This window comes from Streptomyces indicus, assembly GCF_900100315.1.
GTDB lineage: Bacteria > Actinomycetota > Actinomycetes > Streptomycetales > Streptomycetaceae > Streptomyces > Streptomyces indicus.
This window is the reverse complement of record NZ_FNFF01000020.1, coordinates 33,024-57,400: the sequence shown is the minus strand read 5'-3', so window position 1 is coordinate 57,400 and position 24,377 is coordinate 33,024. Positions and strand designations below refer to the sequence as shown.

At 71.2% G+C, this 24,377-nt stretch carries 23 protein-coding genes; 10 read left to right on the top strand and 13 right to left on the bottom strand.

The window, feature by feature from the left end:
- Nucleotides 1-294 carry a DUF2530 domain-containing protein gene (locus BLT97_RS32610; protein WP_093616798.1) on the bottom strand — a complete coding sequence of 98 codons (294 nt, stop codon included), beginning with the start codon at nucleotides 292-294 and terminating at the stop codon, nucleotides 1-3.
- Nucleotides 295-542: 248 nt separating this feature from the next.
- Here BLT97_RS32610 and BLT97_RS32605 point away from each other — a divergent pair, with 248 nt between their 5' ends.
- Nucleotides 543-1,988 carry an NCS2 family permease gene (locus tag BLT97_RS32605; RefSeq protein ID WP_093616796.1) on the top strand — a complete coding sequence of 482 codons (1,446 nt, stop codon included), beginning with the start codon at nucleotides 543-545 and terminating at the stop codon, nucleotides 1,986-1,988.
- On the opposite strand, the gene BLT97_RS38765 is transcribed toward BLT97_RS32605, so the two are convergent.
- On the bottom strand, nucleotides 1,958-2,266 hold the full coding sequence (locus tag BLT97_RS38765) for a type II toxin-antitoxin system TacA family antitoxin (RefSeq protein ID WP_245769672.1): 309 nt from the start codon (nucleotides 2,264-2,266) through the stop codon (nucleotides 1,958-1,960). The genes BLT97_RS32605 and BLT97_RS38765 overlap by 31 nt on opposite strands.
- Before the next feature lie 202 nt (nucleotides 2,267-2,468).
- On the opposite strand from BLT97_RS38765, the gene BLT97_RS32595 reads away from it, so the two are divergent.
- From BLT97_RS32595 to thpR, 3 genes are all read left to right on the top strand, one after another.
- Complete coding sequence (locus tag BLT97_RS32595; RefSeq protein ID WP_093616794.1) at nucleotides 2,469-2,906, top strand: MarR family winged helix-turn-helix transcriptional regulator; 438 nt, start codon at nucleotides 2,469-2,471, stop codon at nucleotides 2,904-2,906.
- Nucleotides 2,907-2,995: 89 nt separating this feature from the next.
- Nucleotides 2,996-4,336, top strand: a complete 1,341-nt coding sequence (locus tag BLT97_RS32590) for an MFS transporter (RefSeq protein WP_093616792.1) — start codon at nucleotides 2,996-2,998, stop codon at nucleotides 4,334-4,336.
- 129 nt (nucleotides 4,337-4,465) lie between these two features.
- Nucleotides 4,466-5,059: an RNA 2',3'-cyclic phosphodiesterase gene (gene thpR, locus BLT97_RS32585; protein ID WP_093616790.1), complete on the top strand. Its 594-nt coding sequence runs from the start codon at nucleotides 4,466-4,468 to the stop codon at nucleotides 5,057-5,059.
- 127 nt (nucleotides 5,060-5,186) lie between these two features.
- Here the strand turns inward: thpR and BLT97_RS32580 are convergent, their stop codons facing one another.
- The 3 genes from BLT97_RS32580 to BLT97_RS32570 form a co-directional block, all read right to left on the bottom strand.
- Nucleotides 5,187-6,176, bottom strand: coding sequence for an aldo/keto reductase (locus BLT97_RS32580; protein ID WP_093616788.1), 990 nt, complete (start codon nucleotides 6,174-6,176; stop codon nucleotides 5,187-5,189).
- Nucleotides 6,177-6,260: 84 nt separating this feature from the next.
- Nucleotides 6,261-7,400: a sensor histidine kinase gene (locus tag BLT97_RS32575; protein WP_245769671.1), complete on the bottom strand. Its 1,140-nt coding sequence runs from the start codon at nucleotides 7,398-7,400 to the stop codon at nucleotides 6,261-6,263.
- On the bottom strand, nucleotides 7,397-8,059 hold the full coding sequence (locus BLT97_RS32570; protein ID WP_093616786.1) for a response regulator transcription factor: 663 nt from the start codon (nucleotides 8,057-8,059) through the stop codon (nucleotides 7,397-7,399). The genes BLT97_RS32575 and BLT97_RS32570 overlap by 4 nt, the downstream gene beginning before the upstream one ends.
- Before the next feature lie 138 nt (nucleotides 8,060-8,197).
- Between BLT97_RS32570 and BLT97_RS32565 the strand changes: the two genes are divergently transcribed.
- Both BLT97_RS32565 and BLT97_RS32560 read left to right on the top strand, forming a co-directional pair.
- Entirely contained in the window at nucleotides 8,198-9,634 is a 1,437-nt protein-coding gene (locus tag BLT97_RS32565; protein WP_093616784.1) for an ABC transporter permease, read from the top strand.
- Nucleotide 9,635: 1 nt separating this feature from the next.
- The gene (locus BLT97_RS32560; protein WP_093616782.1) at nucleotides 9,636-10,319 is read left to right on the top strand and encodes an ABC transporter ATP-binding protein; all 684 of its coding nucleotides are present in this window, start codon (nucleotides 9,636-9,638) and stop codon (nucleotides 10,317-10,319) included.
- 45 nt (nucleotides 10,320-10,364) lie between these two features.
- Here BLT97_RS32560 and BLT97_RS32555 read toward each other — a convergent pair whose 3' ends face one another.
- The gene (locus BLT97_RS32555) at nucleotides 10,365-11,045 is read right to left on the bottom strand and encodes a GDSL-type esterase/lipase family protein (protein WP_093616780.1); all 681 of its coding nucleotides are present in this window, start codon (nucleotides 11,043-11,045) and stop codon (nucleotides 10,365-10,367) included.
- 85 nt (nucleotides 11,046-11,130) lie between these two features.
- On the opposite strand from BLT97_RS32555, the gene BLT97_RS32550 reads away from it, so the two are divergent.
- Nucleotides 11,131-12,144 carry a WD40 repeat domain-containing protein gene (locus BLT97_RS32550; RefSeq protein WP_093616778.1) on the top strand — a complete coding sequence of 338 codons (1,014 nt, stop codon included), beginning with the start codon at nucleotides 11,131-11,133 and terminating at the stop codon, nucleotides 12,142-12,144.
- Here the strand turns inward: BLT97_RS32550 and BLT97_RS32545 are convergent.
- Nucleotides 12,141-12,920: a TetR/AcrR family transcriptional regulator gene (locus BLT97_RS32545; protein ID WP_093616776.1), complete on the bottom strand. Its 780-nt coding sequence runs from the start codon at nucleotides 12,918-12,920 to the stop codon at nucleotides 12,141-12,143. The two genes, BLT97_RS32550 and BLT97_RS32545, sit on opposite strands and share 4 nt — an antisense overlap.
- A 277-nt stretch (nucleotides 12,921-13,197) precedes the next feature.
- Between BLT97_RS32545 and BLT97_RS32540 the strand changes: the two genes are divergently transcribed.
- Together BLT97_RS32540 and BLT97_RS32535 are read left to right on the top strand one after the other, a co-directional pair.
- Nucleotides 13,198-14,181: an ATP-binding cassette domain-containing protein gene (locus BLT97_RS32540; RefSeq protein ID WP_093616774.1), complete on the top strand. Its 984-nt coding sequence runs from the start codon at nucleotides 13,198-13,200 to the stop codon at nucleotides 14,179-14,181.
- The gene (locus BLT97_RS32535) at nucleotides 14,178-15,056 is read left to right on the top strand and encodes an ABC transporter permease (RefSeq protein WP_093616772.1); all 879 of its coding nucleotides are present in this window, start codon (nucleotides 14,178-14,180) and stop codon (nucleotides 15,054-15,056) included. The genes BLT97_RS32540 and BLT97_RS32535 overlap by 4 nt, the downstream gene beginning before the upstream one ends.
- Nucleotides 15,057-15,140: 84 nt before the next feature.
- Here BLT97_RS32535 and BLT97_RS32530 read toward each other — a convergent pair whose 3' ends face one another.
- The 6 genes from BLT97_RS32530 to BLT97_RS32505 form a co-directional block, all read right to left on the bottom strand.
- The gene (locus tag BLT97_RS32530; RefSeq protein ID WP_093616770.1) at nucleotides 15,141-15,773 is read right to left on the bottom strand and encodes a class F sortase; all 633 of its coding nucleotides are present in this window, start codon (nucleotides 15,771-15,773) and stop codon (nucleotides 15,141-15,143) included.
- Nucleotides 15,766-16,902: a hypothetical protein gene (locus tag BLT97_RS32525; protein ID WP_093616768.1), complete on the bottom strand. Its 1,137-nt coding sequence runs from the start codon at nucleotides 16,900-16,902 to the stop codon at nucleotides 15,766-15,768. The genes BLT97_RS32530 and BLT97_RS32525 overlap by 8 nt, the downstream gene beginning before the upstream one ends.
- A 364-nt stretch (nucleotides 16,903-17,266) precedes the next feature.
- Nucleotides 17,267-18,385: a phosphoserine transaminase gene (gene serC, locus BLT97_RS32520; RefSeq protein WP_093616766.1), complete on the bottom strand. Its 1,119-nt coding sequence runs from the start codon at nucleotides 18,383-18,385 to the stop codon at nucleotides 17,267-17,269.
- 388 nt (nucleotides 18,386-18,773) lie between these two features.
- On the bottom strand, nucleotides 18,774-19,766 hold the full coding sequence (locus BLT97_RS32515; protein WP_093616764.1) for an EamA family transporter: 993 nt from the start codon (nucleotides 19,764-19,766) through the stop codon (nucleotides 18,774-18,776).
- Between the two features lie 118 nt (nucleotides 19,767-19,884).
- Entirely contained in the window at nucleotides 19,885-22,764 is a 2,880-nt protein-coding gene (locus tag BLT97_RS32510; RefSeq protein WP_093616762.1) for an FAD-binding and (Fe-S)-binding domain-containing protein, read from the bottom strand.
- Nucleotides 22,765-22,792: 28 nt separating this feature from the next.
- Entirely contained in the window at nucleotides 22,793-23,365 is a 573-nt protein-coding gene (locus BLT97_RS32505; RefSeq protein ID WP_093616760.1) for a dihydrofolate reductase family protein, read from the bottom strand.
- Between the two features lie 165 nt (nucleotides 23,366-23,530).
- Between BLT97_RS32505 and BLT97_RS32500 the strand changes: the two genes are divergently transcribed.
- Entirely contained in the window at nucleotides 23,531-24,349 is an 819-nt protein-coding gene (locus tag BLT97_RS32500) for a TIGR03084 family metal-binding protein (protein ID WP_093616758.1), read from the top strand.
- Nucleotides 24,350-24,377 lie beyond the last annotated feature (28 nt).

Sequence of the window (24,377 nt, the reverse complement as noted above, 5' to 3'; positions counted from 1 at the left end):
CTACGCGCTCGTACCTTCGGCACCTTCGGCGGAGGCGGAACCGGCCCGATCGGCCGCGTGCCGCTTGATCGCCGCATCGCGCTTGCGGACGTACCAGATGCCGATGAGCCCGAGCCCGGCGCCGGCCAGGCAGGTCCACACCCACCAGGTCAGGTCGCGGTCGTCGAACCAGCCGTAGAAGGGGACCTGCACGAGAAAGAGGACGAACCACAGGATCGTGCCGCCGGTGATGGTGGCGACGACGGGACCCTCCAGGGGCTCCGGCGCCTCGTGCTTCGCTTCCCACTTCGCCATGCGACCAGCTTATGCGCTGCCCCGTGCGCCGCCTGAGCACGCCCCCGCGCGCCGCCCGAGCACGCCCCGCGCGCTTGTCACGCCCGCCCCACGTCTGCGGTGACGCGCGTAGATGGCTTTTCACGGCCTGTTTATTCATACTGAAACAGCTTCAGTCTGGCCAGTTTCTTTCGTTTGATGACACAAAGAGCAAACGAATCGGTCAGCCGACAGCGTCCGCAGCCCTCTCCCTCCGTCGAAGGTCACGCATGTCCTCCTCGGCCCCCGCCCCGGTCGACTCCCCGAAGCCCCCGCCGTATCCGAGCAGCGGGCTGGACCGTTTCTTCAAGATCTCCGAGCGCGGCTCGACCGTCGCCCGCGAGGTGCGCGGCGGCTTCGCGACCTTCTTCGCGATGGCCTACATCATCGTGCTGAACCCGATCATCCTCGGCAGCGCGAAGGACATGTACGGCCACCAGCTGGACAACGGCCAGCTGGTCACGGCGACCGCGCTCACCGCCGCGTTCACGACGCTGCTCATGGGTGTCATCGGCAACGTGCCGATCGCGCTCGCCGCCGGACTCGGCGTCAACACGGTGGTCGCGCTCCAGCTCGCGCCCCGGATGAGCTGGCCGGATGCGATGGGCATGGTGGTGCTCGCCGGCTTCGTGGTGATGCTGCTCGTCGCGACCGGGCTGCGGGAGCGCGTGATGAACGCGGTGCCGCTCGGTCTGCGCAAGGGCATCGCGATCGGTATCGGCCTGTTCATCATGCTGATCGGCCTGGTCGACTCCGGCTTCGTCTCCCGTATCCCGGACGCCGCCCACACCACCGTGCCGCTGCAGCTCGGCTCCGACGGCCACCTCAACGGCTGGCCCGTCCTGGTGTTCGTGCTCGGTGTGCTGCTCACGCTGTCGCTGATCGTGCGCAAGGTGCCCGGCGCGATCCTGATCTCGATCCTCGTGATGACCGTGGTCGCGATGGTGATCAACGCGCTCGCGGACATCCCGAGCTGGGGTCTGACCACTCCGGAGTGGCCGGGCAACCCGGTGGCCACGCCGGACTTCGGCTTGATCGGTCAGGTCAGCCTGTTCGGCGGCTTCTCCAAGGTCGGCATCCTCACCGGTGTCCTGTTCGTCTTCACCGTGCTGCTGTCGTGCTTCTTCGACGCGATGGGCACGATCATGGGCGTGGCCGACGAGGCCAAGCTGGTGGACGCCGACGGCCAGATGCCCGGCATCAACAAGGTGCTGCTCGTCGACGGTCTCGCCGTCGCGGCGGGCGGCGCCAGCTCCTCCTCGGCCACCACCTGCTTCGTGGAGTCCACGGCCGGTGTCGGCGAGGGCGCGCGCACCGGTCTGGCGAACGTGGTCACCGGCGGCCTGTTCACCGCCTCGCTGTTCCTGACGCCGCTGGCCCTGATGGTGCCCTCGCAGGCCGCGACCCCCGCACTGCTCGCGGTGGGCTTCCTGATCCTGTCCGGCTCGATCACCGCGATCGACTGGAAGGACTACACGATCGCGATCCCGGCGTTCCTGACCATGGTGATGATGCCGTTCACCTACTCGATCACGAACGGCATCGGCATCGGCTTCATCACCTTCACCGTGCTCCGCCTGGCCGCGGGCCGCGGCCGCGAGGTGCCGGCCGCGATGTACGCGGTCTCCGCCGTGTTCGCCTTCTACTACCTGATGCCGGCGCTCGGGCTGACCTGAGTCGCCGGTGCGGCGTGACGGCCCGGGCTTCTCCTCGCGGAGTGCCCGGGCTGTTCCGGTTCGGGCTGCCCGTACGACTGCTCGTACGGCCCCTGGTCCCCGTCCCCGTAGAACCGCTGGGTCTCCTCGACGGCGGCCTTGAAGCGCTCGTCGAAGTCGGTCCGCACGAGGGTGCGGATCACATAGTCCTGGACGTTCATTCCCCTTATGCCGGCATGGTGACGGAGTCGGTCGAGCAGCTCTCCGTCTATACGCAGGCTGAGCACGCTGGTCCCCATGCGCTCCAGAGTCGCGGGGGCTCCTCCGTTTCCGTGTCACTTTCCGCGATCGCCTCACCCATATGGGTGATCTTCCCCGTCCCCCACAGCCCTTAAGGGGCGTGGGAGGTGCCCCCAGCGGCTTAGAAATCTTGGGCGACCCTTGGGGTGCGAGGGGCTTTATGCGGTTTCCTTAGTCAGGGTAATGAGTTACTCTAACTACATGCCTGACCTGACCCATGGCGACGACGCTGCCGCCGTGAACTCCCTGCGCTCGGCCGTGATGCGGCTCGGGCGCCGGCTCAAGCACCAGCGTGTGGACGAGTCGCTGAGCCCCACCGAGATGTCGGTGCTCGGCACCCTCGCCCGCTGCGGCTCCGCCACCCCCGGCGAGCTCGCCCGCAAGGAGCACGTCCAGCCGCCGTCGATGACGCGCATCGTGGCACTGCTCGAGGCCAAGGGCCTGGTCAGGCTGGAGCCGCACCCCGAGGACCGCCGGCAGAAGGTGGTCAGCCAGACCGAGCAGGCCGAGGCCATGCTCGAACAGAGCCGCCGCAAGCGGAACGCCTGGCTGGCCGCGCTCGCCGACGAACTCGACGAGGACGAGTGGGCGAAGCTGCGCGCGGCCGCCCCGGTCCTGGAGAAGCTCGCGCACCTGTAGCCGCCCGCCCGTGACGTCCCGCAGGCGCCACGCACCGACCGCACCGCGTGCCTTCGCGCACCACCGAACGCCCGAGGAGGCGAGCCCTTTTGAGTACGGGATCCGGAGCAGACTCCGCCCCCGCACCGACCACCCACGACTCCACCGCCCCCACCAAGCCGTCGACCTTCTCCTCCCTGAAGATCCGCAACTACCGGCTCTTCTTCACCGGACAGGTCGTCTCGAACACCGGCACCTGGATGCAGCGCATCGCCCAGGACTGGCTGGTGCTCAGCCTCACCGGATCCGCCATGGCCGTCGGTATCACCACGGCCCTGCAGTTCCTGCCCATGCTGCTCTTCGGCCTGTACGGCGGCGTCCTCGTGGACCGGCTGCCGAAGCGGCCCCTGCTCTTCTTCACGCAGTCCGCGATGGGCCTCACCGGCCTCGCGCTCGCGATCCTGACCCTGACCGGACATGTCGAGGTCTGGCACGTTTACCTGACCGCCTTCGTGATGGGCCTGGTCACCGTCGTCGACAACCCGGCGCGGCAGACCTTCGTCTCCGAGATGGTCGGCAAGAAGCAGCTCGCCAACGCGGTGAGCCTCAACTCCGCCAACTTCCAGTCGGCCCGCCTCATCGGGCCCGCCGTCGCCGGTGTCTCGATCGCGGCGGTCGGCAGCGGCTACGCGTTCCTGTTCAACGGGCTCTCGTTCATCGCGCCGCTGCTCTCCCTCGCGCTGATGCGGACCTCCGAGCTGCACGCGGTGGAGACCTCGCCGCGCGCCAAGGGACAGCTCAAGGAAGGGCTGCGGTACGTGGCCGGGCGGCCCGAGCTGATCTGGCCGATCGTGCTCGTCGGGTTCATCGGCACCTTCGGGTTCAACTTCCCGATCTGGCTGTCGGCCTTCTCCGACGACGTGTTCCACGCCGGCGCCGGTACCTACGGCATGCTCAACACGCTGATGGCGGCCGGTTCGCTGGCCGGTGCGCTGCTCGCCGCGCGGCGCGGGGCCACGCGCCTGCGGGTGCTCGTCGGGGCGGCGATCGCCTTCGGCGGGCTCCTGGTGACGGCCTCCCTCGCGCCCTCCTTCTGGGTCTTCGCCGTGCTGCTCGTGCCGCTCGGGATGTTCGGCCTGACGGTGAACGTCACCGCCAACTCCTCCATCCAGATGGCCACGGACCCGGTGATGCGGGGGCGTGTGATGGCCCTGTTCATGATGGTCTTCACCGGCGGTACGCCCGTGGGGGCGCCGCTGGTCGGCTGGATCACCGACGCGTACGGCGTCCGGACGGGCATGGCCTTCGGCGGGCTCGTCGCGCTGCTCGCGGCGGGCGGGGTCGGCCTGATGCTGGCCCGGGCCGGAGACCTCCGGGTGCGGCTCGGGTGGCACCGCGGGCATCCGCAGGTGCGGTTCGTTCCCAGGGAGCAGTTGGCTGCGGCTGCGTAGTCTGCTGCGGGTGCGGTGGGGTGGGGGTGCTTTTCCCCTGTCCCGCCCCTTCCCGAAACCGGGGGCTTCGCCCCCGGACCCCCCATCCGAACTTCGTTCGGATCTGCTCAAACGCCGCAGGGGCTGATAGTGAGACTCTTCGTAGCAGTGCTGCCTCCGCCCGCTGCCGTCGCCGAACTGCGCACGGTCGTCGACGAGCTGAGGAACCTCCCCGGAGCCGACAAGCTGCGGTGGACCGAGCCGGCCGGGTGGCACTTCACGCTCGCGTTCCTCGGTGATGTGCGCGACGAGGCCCGTCCGAGGCTCGAGGAGCGGCTGCGCCGGGCCGCGCACCGCACCCCGCCCTTCGAGCTCGCGCTCTACCGCAGCGGACGGTTCGGGCAGCGGGCGCTGTGGGCCGGGGTGCGCGGGGAGGTCGCCACGCTCAGGCGTCTTGCCGAGCGGGCGTATGCCGCCGGGAGCAAGGCGGGGCTCGCGCTGGAGGACACCCACCGGTTCGTGCCGCATCTCACGCTCGCCCGCAGCGGGGAGGGCCGGCACCAGACCCACCCGCCGCTGGTCGACCTGCTCCCGTATGCCGCCGAGCTGGACGGATTCGCGGGCGAGCCCTGGACCGCGGACCGCCTGAGCCTGGTCCGCAGTCATCTGCCCACGAGCGGAATCCCCGGTGAGCGGCCGCGGTACGAGGAGGTCGGGCACTGGCCGCTCGAAGGGAAGGGCTAACCTCGAAGCGTGGACCCGAAGACTCGTAACCGGATCATGGCCGGTGTGCTCGTGCTGATGTTCGCCGTGATCGCGGTGGCGGCCGCCCTCGGCGGCTGAGCGCCGAGCGGCGGCCGCCGCCAGGAGATCACCAGGCGAAGGCCTCCGGCGCCGGGCCCGTGCCCGGGAAGACCTCGTCCAGGGCGGACAGGAGTTCCGCGGACAGGTCGAGGTCCACGGCGCGCAGCGCCGAGGTGAGCTGGTCCGCGGTGCGCGGGCCCACGATCGGGCCGGTCACGCCGGGCCGGGTGAGCAGCCAGGCCAGGGCCGTCTCGCCGGGCGCCAGGCCGTGCTTGTCGAGCAGGTCCTCGTAGGCCTGGATCTGCGCGCGGCCCGCGGGATCGGCGAGCACCTCGGCCGCGCGGCCGGAGGCCCTGCGGCCCTCGGTGGCCTCCTTCTTCAGGACTCCGCCGAGCAGACCGCCGTGCAGCGGCGACCACGGGATGACCCCGAGGCCGTACGCCTGCGCCGCCGGGATGACCTCCATCTCCGCGCGCCGCTCCGCCAGGTTGTACAGGCACTGCTCGCTGACCAGGCCGACCATGCCGCGGCGCGCGGCCTGCTCGTTGGCCTGGGCGATCTTCCAGCCGGGGAAGTTGGACGAGCCGGCGTAGAGGATCTTGCCCTGCTTGATCAGGACGTCGATGGCCTGCCAGATCTCGTCGACCGGGGTGTCGCGGTCGATGTGGTGGAACTGGTAGATGTCGATGTAGTCGGTCTGGAGCCGCTTGAGCGAGGCGTCCACGGCGCGGCGGATGTTCACCGCCGAGAGCTTGTCGTGGTTGGGCCACACGTCGCCGTCGCCGGCCATGTTCCCGTACACCTTCGTGGCGAGGACCGTCTTGTCGCGGCGGCCGCCGCCCTCGGCGAACCAGGTGCCGATGATCTCCTCGGTGCGGCCCTTGTTCTCGCCCCACCCGTAGACATTGGCGGTGTCGAAGTAGTTGATGCCGGCGTCGAGCGCGGCATCCATGATTGCGTGGCTGTCCTTCTCGTCCGTGTGCGGCCCGAAGTTCATCGTGCCGAGGACGAGCCGGCTGACCTTGAGTCCTGTGCGTCCCAGCTGTGTGTACTTCATGGGGATTCAGCCAACGCCTTGGAGTGCGCTCAAGGCAAGGGCGTATGAATCACGGCAGGGTGCGCGGGCGGATCGCCGGGCGGATCACCGGGCGGTGCGCGGGAGTTCGACGCGCAGGGTCAGGCCGCCCGTGGGCAGGGCGGTGGCGGTGAGGGTGCCGTGATGGGCCAGCGTGATCGAGCGGACCAGCGCGAGGCCGAGCCCGTGGCCGCTGCGGTCGCTGGTGATACGGGGCGCCGCCCGGTAGAACGGCTCGAACAGGCGGTCCACCTGGGCCTGTTCGAGGTGCGGGCCCGTATTGGTGACCTCGACCGTGACGCGCTCGGTGCCGGAGACGGACAGGTGCGCCGAGCCGCCGGGCACGTTGTGGGTGAGCGCGTTGTCGAGGAGGTTGAGCAGCAACTGCCGCAGCAGCGTGGTGTTTCCGGGGCTCGCGCAGGAGGGCTCGATGTCGCTGTCGAGGGTGAGTCCGGCGGCCGCCGCCCGCGGGCCGCACTCCTCGGCGACGCCGCGGGCCAGGGCCGAGACGTCCACCGGGCCGGTGTCGAAGAGCGCCTGGTCGGCGCTCGCGAGGTCGAGCAGGGCGCGGACGACCGCGATGTTGCGGTCGTTGGTCTCGCGGAGCATGGGCAGGAGCTCGGCGAGTTCCTCGGGTGCGGGTGAGTCGCCGGCGACCTGGAGGGCGGCGCGCGTGGTGGCCAGCGGCGTGAGCAGCTCGTGCGAGGCGTTGGCCGCGAAGCGCTGGTGGGCGGCGAAGGACTCCTCCAGGCGGGCCAGCATCTCGTCGAAGGTGTCGGCGAGTTGATGCAGCTCGTCGGGCGGTCCGGTGGCGCCGATACGGTCGCTGAGGTTGCCGGCCGCGGCCTTGCGGGCCGCCTCGTTGATGGTGTGCAGCGGTGCGAGCAGGCGCTTGGAGAGGAACCAGCCGGCGGTCAGGCCGAGGGCGCCGACGACGAGGACACCGCCGACGGAGATCAGCAGGACCGTGTTCCAGACGTCCTCCTTGCTGGAGATGTCGGCGTGCCCGCCGCTCGCCGGCAGGCGCTTGCCCGGCAGGACGTCGGTGACGTCGGAGGGGTCGACGATCACGGTGTCCGAGAAGCCGTAGCTGGGCAGGAAGCGCATCCCCCCGTAGATGATCGCGACCATCAGCGCGGCGCAGACGGCGAGGGCCGAGGCGAAGCCGAGGAACAGCCGCGCATGGATGCTCAGGGAGCGCTTCACGATGTCCCCAGGTAATAGCCCGCGCTGATCGCGGTGTGCACGAGCTGCGGTTCCCCCAGTTTTTTCCTCAGGGTGTGGACAACCAGCCGGACCGCGTTCGTGAAGGGATCCGTCTGCGCGTCCCACGCTTTGTCGAGGAGGTATTCGGCGCTCAGTACGCCGCCTTCCGCGCGCATCAGGAGTTCCAGGACCGCGAGTTCCTTCGGCGTCAGCTTCACTTCCCCGCCGCCGCGCGTGACCCGTCGGCGGTGCGTGTCGAATTCCAGGTCCGCGAACGTCAGGACGGGGGAGTGGGTCATCGGGCTGCGGCGGTACAACGCCCGAAGCCGGGCGACCAGTTCGGGAAAGTCGAAGGGCTTCGCGAGATAGTCGTCCGCCCCGAGTCCGAGCCCTTCCACCTTGTCGCCGAGCCGGCCCGCCGCCGTCAGCATCAGGATCCGGCAGCCCAGGTCGAGCTCCACGATCCGGCGGCACACCTCGTCCCCGTGCACCCCGGGCAGGTCGCGGTCGAGCACCACGGCGTCGTAGTCGTACACCGTCAGCTGCTCCAGGGCGCGCGCCCCGTCGTGCACCACGTCCACGGCGATGGCCTCGCGGCGCAGCCCGATTTCCAGGACGCGCGCCATGTACCGCTCGTCCTCCACCACCAGCACGCGCACGCCCGCACCTTTTCCCGGATACGTCTGACAAGTCGTCCCAGACCTATCAGACCCGGTATTTGAACCGTGTTTGAGCCGCGCGTAGGAGGCCGTATTCACAAACGCGGTTCAAAACGGCCGGCTCCTAGCGTGAAGCGCATGAATTCGTTCAAGCGGGCCTGGTGGCGGCTGACCGCGCATCCGGGCAAGACGGCCTTGATGACGGGGCTCTTCTTCGTCATCTGCACCCTGGTCCTGTCGGGATTCCTGATCCGGTCGGCCGCCGCGCGCGCCGCCGAGTCCGCCAAGCGGAGCGTCGGCGCGGTGGTCACCATGCAGCTCGACGTCAACGCGCTGATCGACTCGGGCGGCGGGTCCGGCGACGGCCGGCCCCGCACGATCGGCGAGGAGGGCCGCCTCAAGCGCGGCCTCGTCGACCGGATCTGCGCGTCCTCCGTCGTGGCCTCGTGCAACTACAGCAAGGACGGCGTGGCCGCCCCCTCCGAGGAGTTCCGGCTGCACGTGCCCGTCCCCGCGCCGGCCGGCCAGGACACCGGGGGCACGGACTTCTTCAAGGCCGACGGCATCCTCGACCTGGACGAGGTGAAGGACTTCCGCAGCGGTGACGCGAAGATCGTCGCCGGGCGCGGGATCACCCCGGACAGCAAGGACGACGCACTCGTCGTCGAGGAGCGGGTGGCGAAGGACAACAAGCTGAAGGTCGGCGACCGGGTCACCCTGAACGCCAACGTGCAGCACCCGGACGGGCGCCTGACCACCAAGGAGACCGAGTTCACCGTCGTCGGCGTCTACCGCTCCGGCACGCCCGACCCGCGCACGTACGTGCCGTCGATGATGGCGCCCTCGAACCAGATCTACGTCACTCCCGACGGCGCGACCCGCCTCGACGGCAAGGAGGTCGGCAAGGACGGCGGAGATCTCGCGCAGGCCACCTTCACCCTGCGCGACCCCTCCGACCTCGACCGCCTGAAGAAGGACGCCGAGGCGGCCGGCGCGGACCTGAAGGTGTTCCCGATGTCCGTCAACGACAAGCAGTTCAAGCAGCTCGTCGGCCCCATCACCAAGACCGCCGACTTCGCCACCGTCACCGTGTGGCTGGTCGCGCTGGCCGGCACCGTCATCCTCGCCCTGATCGTCGCCTCCTCGCTGCGCGAGCGCCGCAAGGAGCTCGGCATCCTGCTCTCGCTCGGCGAGCGCAAACCCCGGCTGCTCGGGCAGCAGTTGGTGGAGGTCGCGGCCTGCGCGCTGCTCGCGATCGGCTGCGCGGCGGCGGGCAGCCAGTTCCTGTCGCAGGCGGTCGGCGACCGGCTCCTCGCGGGCAACGTGTCGGCTGCGGCGGCCGAGGCGGACTCCCGTGACCAGGGCCCCGGCCTCAGCAACACGGCCGGCGGCGGCGCCGCCGCCGACGACACCCCCGAGGCCGACCCCGTCGACTCCCTCGACGTGCGGATCGGCCCCGCCGACCTCGCCAAAGTCGGCGCCACCGGCCTCGGCATCGCGGCCCTCGCCACCCTCGTCCCCGGCGCACGGGTGCTGCGCCTGAACCCGCGCGACATCCTCACGAAGGGCGACTGACGTGACCGCTCCGATCCTTCAACTGACCGGCGTCTCCAGGGCGTACGAGTCAGGCAACCGCCGCCGCACCGTCCTGAAGAACGCCGACTTCGCCTTCGAGTCCGGCCGCATGTACGCGGTGGTCGGCCCCTCCGGCAGCGGCAAGTCCACGCTCCTGTCCCTGGCGAGCGGCCTGGACTCGCCCACCACCGGCACGGTCCGCTTCCGCGGCCGGGACATCGCCGAGCTGGGCCTCGGCCGCTACCGCAACCGGCACGCGGCCACCGTGTTCCAGTCCCTGAACCTCCTCACGTACATGACGGCGGTCCAGAACATCACCTCCGCGATGGAGATCACGGGCGTACGGGGCATGCGCGGCTCCCGCAGGAAACAGCGCGCCGTCGAGCTGCTCGACCTGCTCGGGGTCGAGCGCGAGGACCAGAACCGGCGCACCCTTCAGCTCTCCGGCGGCCAGCAGCAGCGCGTGGCCATCGCCCGCGCGCTCGCCTGCGAGGTGGACATCCTCTTCGCCGACGAGCCCACCGGCGCGCTCGACCACGAGACGGCGGCCGGGATCATCGAGGTGTTCCGCAAGCTCGCGCACGACGAGGGCAAGTGCGTGATCGTCGTGACCCACTCGCGGGAGGTCGCGGAGGCCTCGGACCAGGTGCTCCAGCTCAAGCGCGGCAAGCTGACGGTCACCTAGGACGCGGTACGGGGCTTCACACCCTCCGCGGCCTCGTACGTCCGCTCAGTACGCGGCCTCGTACGGCCCGCCCAGGTCCCACGCCTGGTGCAGCGCGTCCGCGAAGGTCGCGGCCAGGCGGTGCTCGCCGCTCGCGTTCGGATGCGTGCCGTCGTACGTGTCCAGGTCGAGGTCGTACGAGGGCGGCGGCGAGACGAGCAGCAGCGGGGAGCGGTCCGAGTCGAGGTCGGCCACGGCCTTGGCGAGCAGCTCGTTGAAGCGGGCGACCTCGGCGGCGAAGTCGGGGTCGTGCCGCGCCCGCACGTTGGGGATCACGGGCAGGATCGCGGCGGCGACACGGGGGTTGGCGGCGCGGGCGTTCCCGATGAACGTGCGCATGTTCCGCGCGGTCTGTTCGGCGTCGGTGTAGAAGCCGAGGTCGATCAGGCCGAGCGAGATCAGGAGCAGGCCGGCCCGGCTCTCGCGCACCGTCTCCTCGATGACCGGCGCCATGTGCAGCCAGCCCTCGCCCCAGCCCGCGAGGTGCTGCTGCGGGAAGGCGGGGTCCGCGTACTCGTACGACACCGGGGCGTCCAGCGCCTTGTCGTGCAGCGCGGTGCGCGGCCCGACGATCTGGAACGGACCGTCGTACGCGGTCCGCAGGTGCTGCCACATGCGGTAGCGCCAGGTGTGTTCGCCGGCGCTGCCGATGGTCATGGAGTCACCGACGAAAAGGAGCCTGAGCATCCGCTCATCATCGCGGACCGGCCGTGGCCTGGCGATGTGACACCGCACACGCCCGAACGCGCCGGGAAGGTGGCAGCCTTGCCGTATGCGCCGCTCGCTCCTCGCCACCGCCGGGCTCCTGGCCCCCGCCGGGGCCGCCGCCCTGCTGCTCGCCCTCGCGCCCGCCGCCCTCGCGGACGGCACGGCCGACGGGTTCACCATCGAGGATCCGCGGATCACCGAGTCGAGCGGGCTCGTGGCCAGCAAGAAGCACCCCGGCGTGTACTGGACGCACAACGACAGCGACGACGGCTCGTATCTCTACGCCGTGGACGGCAGGTCAGGGAAGACCCTCGCGCGCCTCACTCTGGCAGGCGTCGGGCAGGCGCGCGACGTCGAGGCGGTCTCGATCGGCCCGGACGGCGATCTGTACGTGGGCGACATCGGCGACAACCTCGGCGGCACGTGGGACCACGTGTGGATCTACCGGCTGCCCGAGCCGGACAAGCTCACCGACCGTACGGTCAAGGCCACGCAGTACGACGTCACGTACGCGGACGGCGCACGCGACGCCGAGGCGCTGATGGTGCACCCGAAGACCGGGAAGGTCTACATCGCCGACAAGAAGGACGACGGCACGGGCGGCCTCTACGAGGCACCGGCCGAGCTGAAGCCGGGCCGGAACAACGTCTTCAAGCGGATCGCGGACATCGACCTGTGGGCCACCGACGGCGCGTTCTCGCCGGACGGCCAAGTCCTCGTGCTGCGCAGCTACTTCGGCGCCCGGTCGTACACCTGGAAGGACGGCCGGCCGCAGGACGGGGAGCGCGTGGACGTGCCGATCCAGCGGCAGGGCGAGTCGGTGGCGTACTCGCCGGACGGCACGACGCTGATGTTCGGCTCCGAGGGGCAGGGCAGCGACGTCGTACCGGAAGCGGCGCCGGGTGCGCCCGAGTCGCCCGGCAAGGGCGGTCCGGGCGGCGGGAGCGGGGGTTCGGGCGGCAACTCCGGCGGCGGGGACGGTGATGACGGCGGGCTGCCGACCGGCGCGCTCGCGCTGGGTGCGGCCGTGCTCGCGGCGCTCGGTCTGAAGGGGCTGTTCAAGCGCGAGGAGCGCTAGCGGCCCTCTTCGCGCTCCGCGGCCCGCTCCTCGACGAGCACCGCGAAGCCGTCGATCAGCCGCCGAAGCCCGAACTCGAAGTGGTCGAACTCGTAGCTGAAGGTGTCCTCGGACAGTGAGGCCATCTGCGGGAACTCCCCGCTGAGCATGGCCCGTTCGAGATACGGCTGCTGGCTGCCCCAGAACTCCTCGTCGCTCAGACCGGTCTCTTTGACCGCCTCGACGGTGTCCGCCTCGGTCCGCGCGTGGCCCGTCACCCAGTTCGTCACGGCGATGATCACCGAGAGCAGCTCGGGGTCGGTCAGGCCCATCGTGCGCAGCGGGGCGACCACCACCTCCATGCTGCGGATCGCGCTGGGGCCGAGCACGGTGCGCGCCTGGTTGACCTTGAGCAGCCACGGATGGCTGCGGAACAGGGCGAGTTGGCCGCGGGCCATGCCCTCGACGCACGCGCGCCAGTCCTTCGGGATCGCGGCGCCCTCGGGCACGGCCTCGCCCTGCACCCGGTCCAGCATCAGGTCGAGCAGCTCGGCCTTGCCCGGCACGTACCGGTAGAGCGACATCGTGCCGGTGCCGAGCTCCGTGGACAGCCGGCGCATCGAGACGGCGGCGATCCCCTCGCGGTCGGCGAGCTCGACGGCGGCCGCCACGATCCGGTCGAGCGTGAGCGCCGGCTTCGGCCCGCGCGTGGCCCGCTCCCCGGTGCCCCAGAGCAGATCGAGGGTGCGCTGGATGTCTCCGCTGCCGCTGGTGACGGGGCTGTCCTTGCCGCTCATACGGATCACCTTAATCGGGCTGTCACGTCGGGTTGGCCGGGCTGCGCACCGGGGGGCGGGGCCGGCCTCCGGCGCTCGGGGCCCGCCCCCCGGCCCGGTCCGGGGGGTGTGGGGGGGCGTCAGCCCCCCCACACATCCCCGCCGCGGAGCGGCGGAGCTACGGGGGCCGCAGGCCCGAAGGCCGGGCGGGACGAGGCGCCCCGACTTAACTGGGTACAGTGTACGCGCAATAGGGTACGCTGTACCCAGTTGATGGGCGAGGTACCGGGAGGACCCCGTGGACACGTATGCCGTGCAGGCAGAGGCCCTGCAGAAGAGGTACGGCGAGAAGCACGCACTGGACGGCTTCGACCTCACCGTCCGCAAGGGCACCGTGCACGGCCTGCTCGGGCCGAACGGCGCGGGCAAGACCACCGCGGTGCGCGCCCTCGCCACACTCCTGAAGTTCGACGGCGGGCGCGCCCTGGTCGCCGGCACCGACGTGGCGAAGGACCCGCGCGGGGTGCGCCGCCGCATCGGACTCGCCGGGCAGTACGCGGCCGTGGACGAGATGCTCAGCGGCCGGCAGAACCTGGAGATGTTCGGCCGGCTCTTCCACCTGGGCGGGCGCCGGGCCCGGCTGCGGGCGGCCGAACTCCTCGAGCGCTTCGACCTGGTGGAGGCGGCGGGCAAGAACGCCGGGGACTACAGCGGGGGCATGCGCCGCCGCCTCGACCTCGCCGCGTCGATGATCCTCGCGCCCGAGGTGCTCTTCCTCGACGAGCCCACCACCGGGCTCGACCCGCGCGGGCGCGGTGAAGTCTGGGAGGCGGTACGGGAGTTGGTGGCGGACGGCACCACGGTGCTGCTCACCACCCAGTACCTGGAGGAGGCCGACAAGCTGGCCTCGCGGATCACGGTCATCGACCAGGGCCGTGCCATCGCCGACGACACCCCCGACGGCCTCAAGGACTGCGTCGGCGGCGACCGCGTCGAGGTCGTGGCCGCCGAGGCGGCCGACCTGCCCCGGATCGCCGAGGTGGTGGCCCGCGTCAGCCTGGGCGAACCCGCCGTCGACCGGACCGGACTGCGGGTGCACGCCCCCGTGCGCGAGCGCGTGGCCGCGCTCACCGACGTGGCCCGCACGCTCCAGGACGAGGGGATCCGGGTGGAGGACATCGGACTGCGCAGGCCGAGCCTCGACGACGTGTTCCTGCGCCTGACGGGACACCGTACGGACGCGGCCGAGCCGGTGTCCGGGGAAGCGATGGTGGCGGCATGAGCGCCGGAACGGTCGAAGCGCAGGGCGGAACACAGGGCGGGACGCAGGTCGACCTGCACGTCGAGAGCGGGGAGCAGCGGCGCCTGTACTGGGCGGTCGCCGACTCCTGGAACGTGGTGCGCCGCACCCTCACCCACTACCAGCGCCAACCCGTCATGATTCTCTGGCAGTTGGGCTTCCCGATCATCTCGGTGCTGCTCTACGCCTATGTGTTCGGCGGCGCGATGGAGGTGCCGGGCTCCGAGGACGGCGCCACCTACCGGGACTTCCTGATGCCCGGCATGTTCGTGATGACGATGGCCTTCGGCCTGATGAACACGGCGACCAGCGTGGTGCACGACGCGACCAAGGGCGTCATCGACCGCTTCCGCTCCATGCCGATGGCCCCGTCCGCGGTGGTCGGCGGTCGTGCGGTGACCGATCTCCTGGTGGCCTGCGCCGAGTTGACCATCCTGGCGCTCACCGCCCTCGCGCTCGGCTGGCGCCCGGACGGCGAGCCGCTCGCGATGGCCGGCGCCTTCGGGCTGATCCTGCTGCTGCGGTTCTGCCTGATCTGGGCGGGCGTGTGGCTGGGCCTCCTGGTGCCCAACCCCGAGGCGGCCGGCGGGCTCTACGCCCTCATCTTCCCGGTCACGATGATCTCCAGCATCTTCGTGGCGCCCTCGTCCATGCCGGGCTGGCTCGGCACGGCCGCGGCCTGGAACCCGATCTCCTCCACGGGTGCCGCGGCGCGCGAACTGTTCGGGTACCCGGTGGCGGGCGACGGCAGCTGGATCCAGGAGAACGCCGTCCTGATGGCGGTGGTCTGGCCGGTGGTGCTCACGGCCGTCTTCCTGCCGCTCGCGGTACGCCGCTTCCAGAAGCTGAGCCGCTGAGTTCTCTTCGCGTACGCGGATGGGGGCTCCCTTCCTTCGAAGGGAGCCCCCATCGCGACCGCATCCGGACTTCGTCCGATCTCCTCAAGCTCCGGAGGAGCCGGTTTCGCCCGTGAGGTGCGCGAACACCACGACGTTCGAGTCCCAGTGGCGGTCCTTCGTGAGGTCGCCGCCGCAGGTGATCAGCCGGAGCTCCGCCCGGTCCGTCTTCCCGTAGACCTTGTCGGTCGGGAAGTCGGCCTTCTTGTACGTCTCCACGTCGTCCACCTTGAAGACGGCGGTCGTGCCGTCCTCGCGGCGGATGTCGATCTCCTGGTCCTTCTTCAGGTCCTTGAGGTTGTAGAACACCGCCTTCTCGACCTGCGGGGTGTCCATGTGGCCGGCGATCGCCGCCGCACCCTTCTCACCCGGGGTCGGACCGTCCTTGTACCAGCTGGCCTCCATCGGCTTGTCGAACGGCGGCGTCTGCATCGCGCCGCTGCTGTCCAGGCCGACGGTGTCGAGGTCCGCGTCCACCTTGATCGAGGGGATCGTGAGGTGGTCGGGAACCGAGGGCTCCAGGACGGAGACCGGCGTGACGTGCGCGGCCTGCTGCCGCGCGGACGCCGCCGAGTCGTCCGGCTTCGAGGAGGAGCAGCCCGCGGTGACGGCGACGGTCAGCGCCGCCGTCACCGCGAGCACGGCCGCCGTGGCGCGGCGGGTACGTGTCTCAGCCATGGCGGACGTCGACCCAGGCCGGAGCCATGCCGGTGTTCACGGAGCCGTGCGGGGTCTTGTGCTCCGAGGGCTTGAGCGGCTTGACGGCACCGCTCTTCGTCACGGTGAAGCCGGTCTTGGCGCCGGTGCTGGAGTTCACGTCGTAGCGGCCGGGCTTCACCTGGGCGACGGTCGCCGAGCCGTGCCACTTGCCGTCCTTGCCCAGGGTCAGCGAGACCTTGCCGCCGAAGGCGGAGGAGTCGACGGAGACGTTGCTCTTGGGGTTGATCGACGGGGCGTCGACGGTGAGGGCGATCTTGTCGCCGGCCTTGCCGGAGCCCGGGGTCACGGCGAGCGTGGACTTGCCCGGGGTGGGCTGCGGGGTGGGCTTGTCGCTGCCCTGGACACCGAACTTCGCGGTGTCGACCAGGGTGGAGCCGACGTAGCCCTTGACGCCGTAGTAGCCGGTCTTCGCGTCCTGCGAGACGGTGGCGGTGCCGTGCCAGGTGCCCTCGGCGGACTTGTCCCGGGCCAGCTTCACCTTGCCGCCGAAGACATCGGACTGCACGTACGCGTCGCCCTTGAGGTCACCGGACTTGATGGTGATGCCGACCTTGTCGCCCACCTTGCCGCCGTCGGTGGACAGGGACATCGAGGCCTTGGCCGGGTCGGGCTTGGGGGCGGTGCCGGTGTTGACCGGGAAGGTGGCGGTGGACTGGGCGCCGGTGTCCGGGTAGTTCACCGTGACGGTGAGCTTGCCGGTGCCGATGCCGTAGCCCTCCTTGACGGTGCCCGTGCCGGTGTACGACGTGTCGCCCTGCGCCGTGACGGAGACGCCGGTGAGCGCGTCGGAGGACGCGGAGACCTTGGCCTTGCCGGACGTGGTGACCGTGAAGGTGACCAGCTCGCCCGCCTTGTAACCCGTCTTGTCCTTCGGCGTCGAGGTGATCGCGACCTTGGCCTGGGCCTTGTCGGACGCGTCCTGCTTGGCGCCGTCGTCCGACTTCTTCGCCGTGCCGTCATCCGATGCCGCGGAGGTCGCCGAGGTGGAGGGCGACGGGGACGCGTCCGCGGCGAAAGCAGTCGCCGGGGCGGCGATCGCCATCGAAGCGGCCAGCGTGATCGCCGAGACGGTGAGTGCCTTGCGCATGAGTGAACCTCCTTGCAGGACCGGGGATTTGTTCCCCGGTGCACTGTTCATGAGGTTCATCCTGGGCCGCTGGTTTCGGCTCCGCACGCCCGTGACCAGGGCCCTTCGCCGAAGGTCCCGCGGCCCGTCCGCCCGCTCAACTGCGGGCTTTCCCGAACTCTTGGGCCGGGCTTTGCCCGGGTATTAGGGACCAAGGTCCCGGCGTTTTCATATGTCGCGGATAAGCGCAGTCGGGATTCCTTGATGAATGCAACACGACCGCAACAAAAGGGCCGGCACTTGACGTGCCGGCCCTTTTGGAAATGCGCTGTGGTGCGGACTGCAGCTTCTCGCTCTACCGCTCCTCGCTCTACCGCTTCTCGATCTACAGCTTCTCGATCACGTAGTCGATGCAGGCCGTCAGGGCCTGGACGTCCGCCGGGTCGATCGCCGGGAACATCGCGATGCGCAGCTGGTTGCGGCCGAGCTTGCGGTACGGCTCGGTGTCGACGATGCCGTTGGCGCGCAGCACCTTGGCGACCGCGGCCGCGTCCACGTCGTCGTTGAAGTCGATCGTGCCGATGACCTGCGAGCGCTTGGCGGCGTCGGTCACGAACGGCGTGGCGAACTTGGACTCCTCGGCCCAGGTGTACAGCCGGTCCGAGCTGTCCTTCGTACGCGCCGTGGACCAGGCGAGCCCGCCCTGCCCGTTGATCCAGTCCAGCTGCTCGGCGAGCAGGAAGAGCGTGGCGAGGGCGGGGGTGTTGTACGTCTGGTTCTTGCGGGAGTTGTCGATCGCCGTCGGCAGGCTGAAGAACTCCGGGACGTGCCGGCCGCTCGCGTGGATGCGCTCGGCGCGCTCGATCGCGGCGGGCGAGAAGACGCCGATCCACAGGCCGCCGTCGGAGGCGAAGGACTTCTGCGGGGCGAAGTAGTAGACGTCGGTCTCGGTGATGTCGACCGGCAGACCGCCGGCGCCGCTCGTGGCGTCCACGAGGACGAGCGAACCCTCGTCGGCACCCTGCACGCGCTTGATGGGGGCGGCGACACCGGTCGAGGTCTCGTTGTGCGTGTACGCGTACACGTCCACGCCCGCCTCGGCCTGCGGGTCCGGGTGCGTGCCCGGGTCGCTCGCGATGACGGTGGGCTCGGCCAGCCAGGGCGCGAGCTTGGCGGCCTTGGCGAACTTGGAGGAGAACTCGCCGAAGTTCAGGTGCTGCGACTTGTTCTCGATCAGGCCGTGGGTCGCCACGTCCCAGAACGCGGTGGAGCCGCCGTTGCCGAGGATCACCTCGTAGCCCTCGGGCAGCTGGAAAAGGCTGCTCACGCCCTCGCGTACGCGCCCGACCAGGTTCTTGACCGGGGCCTGGCGGTGGGAGGTGCCGAGCAGGGAGGTGCCGGTGGCGGCCAGAGCGTCGAGCGCTTCCGTACGCACCTTGGAGGGGCCCGCGCCGAATCGGCCGTCGGCGGGCTTGATGTCAGCGGGAATCTGGATCTCAGCCACGGGGCGAGCCTAGCGGCTCGCCGGAGTGCGGTGTCTGTCGGTCCACCCCGCGAGATGCCCCCTCCCGGGGCGCGCTGCTCCGCCGCTCCGCGGCGGGTTCTGGGTGTGGGGCTGACGCCCCACACCCCACGTTGCTCCGCCGCTCCGCGGCGGGGGAGGGGAGAGCGGGGCTGACGCCCCGCGGCCCCCTTGGCGGGGGCTCCGCCCCCTGCACCCCCGCGGGGCGGGGCACTCTCAGGAAGTGGGTGACTCTCAGCTCGTCCGGCGTTTGAGGACGAGCGCGTTCAGCGCGATAAGGGGGTCCGGGGCGCAGCCCCGGTTTCGGGAAGGGGCGGGTAGGGGAAAACGCGCTCCGCCTCAGCCGAAGCGCACCCGCACCCGACCGCCCTTACCCCACCCCCACCCGATTCCGACCCACCTGCGTCCGCACCGCCCCCATGCTCGCCACGATCACCAGCCCGATCGCGATCACCTGCGCCACGGCCAGCCCCTGGTCGAGCAGCAGGAAGCCCGCCGCCGCAGCCATCGCCGGCTCCAGGCTCATCATGATCGCGAAGGTGGAGGCGGGGAGGCGGCGCAGGGCGAGGAGTTCGAGGGTGTACGGCAGGACCGAGGACAGGACCGCAACACCGATGCCGAGCAGCAGCGTCGTCGGGACGAGCAGCTTCGAGCCCGCCTCCGCGATCCCGAGCGGCAGCATCACCACTGCCGCGACCGCCATCGCGAGCGCAAGGCCGTCCGCCGACGGGAAGCGCTGACCGGTCTTCGCGCTGAAGACGATGTACGCCGCCCACATCGCGCCCGCCCCGAGGGCGAACGCCGCACCCACCAGGTCGAGCGACCCGAACCCGCCCGCGCCGCCGAGCAGGAACACGCCGAGCAGGGCGAGCGCCGCCCACAGCAGGTTGACCAGGCGCCGGGTGGCGAACACGGACAGGGCGAGCGGGCCGAGGACTTCGAGCGTGACGGCCGGACCGAGCGGGATGCGGTCGACGGCCTGGTAGAACAGCCCGTTCATCGCGGCGAGCGAGAGGCCGAACGCGAGCACCGTGCCCCAGTCGCGGCGCGAGTGCCCGCGCAGCTTGGGCCGGCAGATCACGAGGAGGACGAGCGCGGCGGCCACGAGCCGCAGCGTCACCACGCCCACGGCGCCCGCGCGCGGCATCAGGCTGACCGCGAGCCCGGCGCCGAACTGCACGGAGAGCCCGGCCGCGAGGACGAGTCCGATCGCGCCCACATTGCCCTGGGTGCCGCGGCGCTTGAGGCGGCCGAGTGCGCCGACCGCCTCGGGTTCGGTGACGGCAGACCCCGCGGCGACCACGGTGCTGCGGTCGGTCCCGGGCTGTGCGTTCACGGTGGCTCCCCTGCGACAGTTCAACATCCTGGACTACTGCGTCCAAGGTACTGGACCAAGTCAGGCTTGTAACCCCATTTTGCACGTGACGCGGACGACTCCGGTCCGGGGTCTCACCTCGTGGAGTTCTCGCCTCGTGGCGTGCTCAGCTCGTGGCGGGCGGGGTGCCCGCCGCCTGTTCCCCTGCGCGGCGCGCGTCCAGCGCCTGCGCAAGCACCTCCGCCAGATGCGAACCCCGCCGCCCCGCCAGCTGTTCCAGCTGGGTCCGGCACGAGTAGCCGTCGGCAAGCAGCACCGCGTCGGGTGCGGCCTGGCGTACGGAAGGCAGCAGCTGGTCCTCCGCGCACGCCACGGACACCTCGTGGTGGCCGGGCTCGAAGCCGAAGTTGCCCGCGAGCCCGCAGCAGCCCCCGCTCAGCTCGCCGCTCAGCCCTGCCCGCTCGCGCACCGCCCGTTCGGCCTCCTCGCCGAGCACCGCGTGCTGGTGGCAGTGGATCTGGCCGACGGCCGGGCGGTCCAGGCGGGGCGGGGTCCAGTCGGGGGCGAGTTCGGTGAGGGCCTGGGCGAAGGTGCGGACCGAGGCGGCGAGGCGGTGGGCCCGCGGATCGTCGCCGAGCAGCTCCGGCAGGTCGGACCGGAGGGCGGCGGCGCAGCTCGGCTCCAGGACGACCAGGGGCCGGTCGAGCGGCACCCGGTCGAGCGTGCGGCGCAGCACCTTGCGCGCCTGGTCGAGCTGGCCGGTGGAGATGTACGTGAGCCCGCAGCACACCCCCTTGGGCGGCAGCGCGACCCCGATGCCCGCATCGCCCAGCACCCGCACGGCCGCCTCGCCGACGGAGGGGGAGAGGTGGTTGGTGAAGGTGTCGGGCCAGAGGGTGACGAGCGTGGCGGAGGGGGGCGCGGGGGGCTCGTATCCGCGGAAAAGGCTGCGGAAGGTGCGCGGCGCCAGGCGCGGGATCTCCCGCTCGGGGGCGATCCCGGCGATCCGTCCCGCGAGGGCGGCGAGCGGCCGTACGGACACGGCCGCGTTCACGAGCCGTGCGAAGGGCGCGGCCAGGCGCAGCCAGCGCGGGAGGCGGCCGAGCGTGTAGTGGGCGCGGGGGCGCCGGCGGCCCGCGTAGTGCTGGTGCAGGAACTCGCTCTTGTACGTGGCCATGTCCACGCCCACCGGGCAGTCGGACCGGCACCCCTTGCAGGACAGGCACAGGTCGAGGGCGTCCCGTACCTCCTCCGAGCGCCACCCGTCGGTGATCACCTCGCCGGCGAGCATCTCGTGGAGCAGCCGGGCCCGTCCGCGCGTGGAGTGCTCCTCGGCGCCGGTGGCGCGGAACGACGGGCACATGACCGTCCCCGAACCGGCCGTCGTATTACGGCACTTGGCCACGCCGACGCACCGGCGCACGGCCGCGGAGAAGTCACCTCCGTCGTGCGGATAGCCGAACGCGACGGGGACGGGTTCGCGCGGCAGCGGGGCGAAGCGCAGGTTGCTGTCGAGGGGGTGCGGGCGGACCAGCATGCCGGGGTTGAGCCCGTCCGTCGGGTCCCAGACGCCCTTGACCTGCTCGAAGAGCCGTACAAGATCCTCCCCGTACATCTGCGGCAGCAGCTCGGCCCGCGCCTGCCCGTCCCCGTGCTCCCCGGACAGCGACCCGCCGTGCGCGACGACGAGTTGCGCGAGGTCCTCGGAGAAGCGGCGGAAGCCCGCGATGCCCTCCGTGGTGAGCAGGTCGAAGTCGATGCGGACGTGGATGCAGCCGTCGCCGAAGTGCCCGTACGGCGTACCGCGCAGCCCGTGTTCGGTGAGCAGGGCGCGGAACTCCCGCAGATACGCGCCGAGTCGGGCCGGCGGGACCGCGCAGTCCTCCCAGCCGGGCCAGGCCTCCGAACCGTCCGGCATGCGGGTGGCCGTTCCGGAGGCGTCCTCGCGGATCCGCCACAGGGCCCGCTGGGCGGCCGGATCGGTGACGACTGTGGCGTCCAGTGCGTCGGCCACGCGCGCGATCCGCTCGCCGTGCGCCCGCGCCTCGGCCGCGTCCGCACCGCCCGTCTCGACGAACAACCAGGCCCCGCCCTTTGGAAGTTGCTGCGCACGGCGCGCCGGCACCAGATCGGTGGCCATGCCCTCCACGGTGAGCGGGCCGTGCGGCAGCAGTCCGGGCGCGGCCTCGGCGGCGGCGCTCTCGTCCGCGTATCCGAGGATCACCAGCGCGCGGGCGGCCGGCGCCTCGACGAGCTTGACGGTGGCCTCGGTGAGGACCCCCAGGGTGCCCTCGCTGCCGCAGAAGGCGCGGGCGTGGTCGACGCCGTGCTCCGGAAGCAGAGCGTCGAGCGCGTAACCGGAGATACGGCGGGGCAGTTCGGGAAAACCCGTGCGCAGCAAGGCGAGCCGCGCGTCGACGAGGGGGCGTAGCCCCGCGGGCGCGCCCTGCCAGCCCTGTCCGAGCGAGAAGGCCTCGCCGCCGTACGAGAGGACCTCCAGGCGGCGGGTGTTGTCGGCGGTCGTGCCCCAGGCCACGGAGTGCGAGCCGCAGGAGTTGTTGCCGATCATCCCGCCGAGCGTGCAGCGGCTGTGCGTGGACGGATCGGGCCCGAAGGTCAGGCCGTGCCTGCCCGCCTCGGCGCGCAGCCGGTCGAGGATCACCCCCGGCTGGACCACGGCCTCACGGGCCTCGGGATCGATCCCGATGATCGAGTCCATGTGCCGCGTGAAGTCGAGGACCACCCCGACTCCCGTGGCCTGTCCGGCGATCGAGGTGCCGGCGCCGCGCGCCACCACGGGCACCCGCCGCTCGCGGCACACGGCGAGCACCGCCGCCACGTCCTCCGCGTCCCGCGGCGCCACCGCACCGAGCGGCACCCGCCGGTAGTTGGACGCGTCCATGGTGAACAGCGCCCGCTGCCCGGCGCCGAACGCGACCTCCCCGCGGACGGCCCGTTCGAGCGCCTGCCGCAGCTCCTCGGTGTCCGTGGAGCCCGTGGTGTCCGTCCTCGCGCTGTCCCCGCTGTCCCGGCCCTGGATGTCCATGCCATCCAGGGTGACCCACGGCGGAGGGTCAGCGCACGACGTCGAAGACCATCTTCTGGATGCCGTTGGCGTAGGCCTCCTGCTCCACCAGCTTCAGCATCTGCTTGTCCTTGTCCGTGTCGCTGAACAGGCGCTTGCCGGCGCCGAGCAGCAGCGGGAACACCATCAGGTGGTAGCGGTCGATCAGGCCGGCGTCCGAGAGGTTGCGGCCCAGCTCGGTGCTGCCGTGCATGATGATCGGCCCGCCCTCGGTCTCCTTCAGGGCGGCCACCTCGTCCAGGGAGCGCAGGATGGTCTGCTCGCCCCAGCCGTCGACCAGGTCGTCCTGCTTGAGGGTGGTGGAGACGATGTACTTCGGCATCGGCTTGTACGTGGCGAACTCCTCCATCCCCGGCCACACCGGGCTGAAGGCCTGGTAGCTGGCCCGGCCGAAGAGCATCGCGCCGGCCTCCTCCTGCTCGCGGCCCTTGATCTCGTACGCCTCGGGCAGGAACTCCAGGTCCTTGAAGGTCCAGCCGGAGCTGCGGTGGCCGGGCTCGCCGCCGGGGGCCTCCATGACGCCGTCGAGGGAAACGAAAGCGGTGCTGATCAGGGTGCGCATCTCGGGTTCTCCAAAGATCGGCTGCGTTGGTTACACCCTCTCTGACCGGAGGCCCCCGCGAAAGTCATCGGTCACGGGCGCCGAGATTTTCAAGCACGTGTGCTTGTTTTGCCTCCGGTCCGCTGCCATGCTCACCGCACACAGCTCACGAGGGGAGTGCGTGCCGTGTCCGAAGTCGTACGGGCGGTGCTCGACGATCTGGCCGAGGAATCCCGTGAACTCGACGTACTGGTCGGTGAGTTGGAGGCTGCGGACTGGGTGCGGGCCACGCCCGCCGAAGGCTGGACCGTGGCCCACCAGATCGCCCACCTCGCCTGGACGGACCGCGCCGCGCTGCTCGCCGTGACCGACCCCGACGCCTTCGGTACCGAGGTCGAGAAGGCGCTCGCTGCGCCGGACTCCTTCGTCGACGAGGCCGCCGACGAAGGCGCTCAGCTCGGTCCCGCCGAGCTGCTCGCGGGGTGGCGCGCGGGGCGCGACCGCCTCCAGGAGGCGCTGCGGGCGGCTCCCGAGGGCGTGAAGTTCCCGTGGTTCGGGCCGCCGATGAGCGTGGCCTCCATGGCGACGGGCCGCCTGATGGAGACCTGGGCGCACGGCCAGGACGTGGCGGACGCGCTGGGCGCGCCGCGGGCTCCCACGGAGCGGCTGCGGCATGTGGTGCGGATCGGTGTGCGGGCGCGGGACTTCTCGTTCCTCGTCCGCGGGATCGACCCGCCGGCCGACCCCTTCCGCATCGAACTGCGTTCGCCGGGCGGCGAGTTGTGGGTGTACGGGCCCGAGGGCGCCGAGCAGCGGGTCACCGGGGACGCGTACGCCTTCTGCCTCCTGGTCACCCAGCGCGCCCACCGCGCGGACCTCGACGTGCGGGCCGAGGGCCCGGACGCGGACCGCTGGCTGGACCTCGCGCAGGCCTTCGCGGGGCCGCCGGGGAAGGGGCGGGCGCCGGCGGGCGGCGGGGCGCCGGACGGCGGTGGCGCGCCGTGACGCCCACCGCACCGGAGCCGGGCCGCCC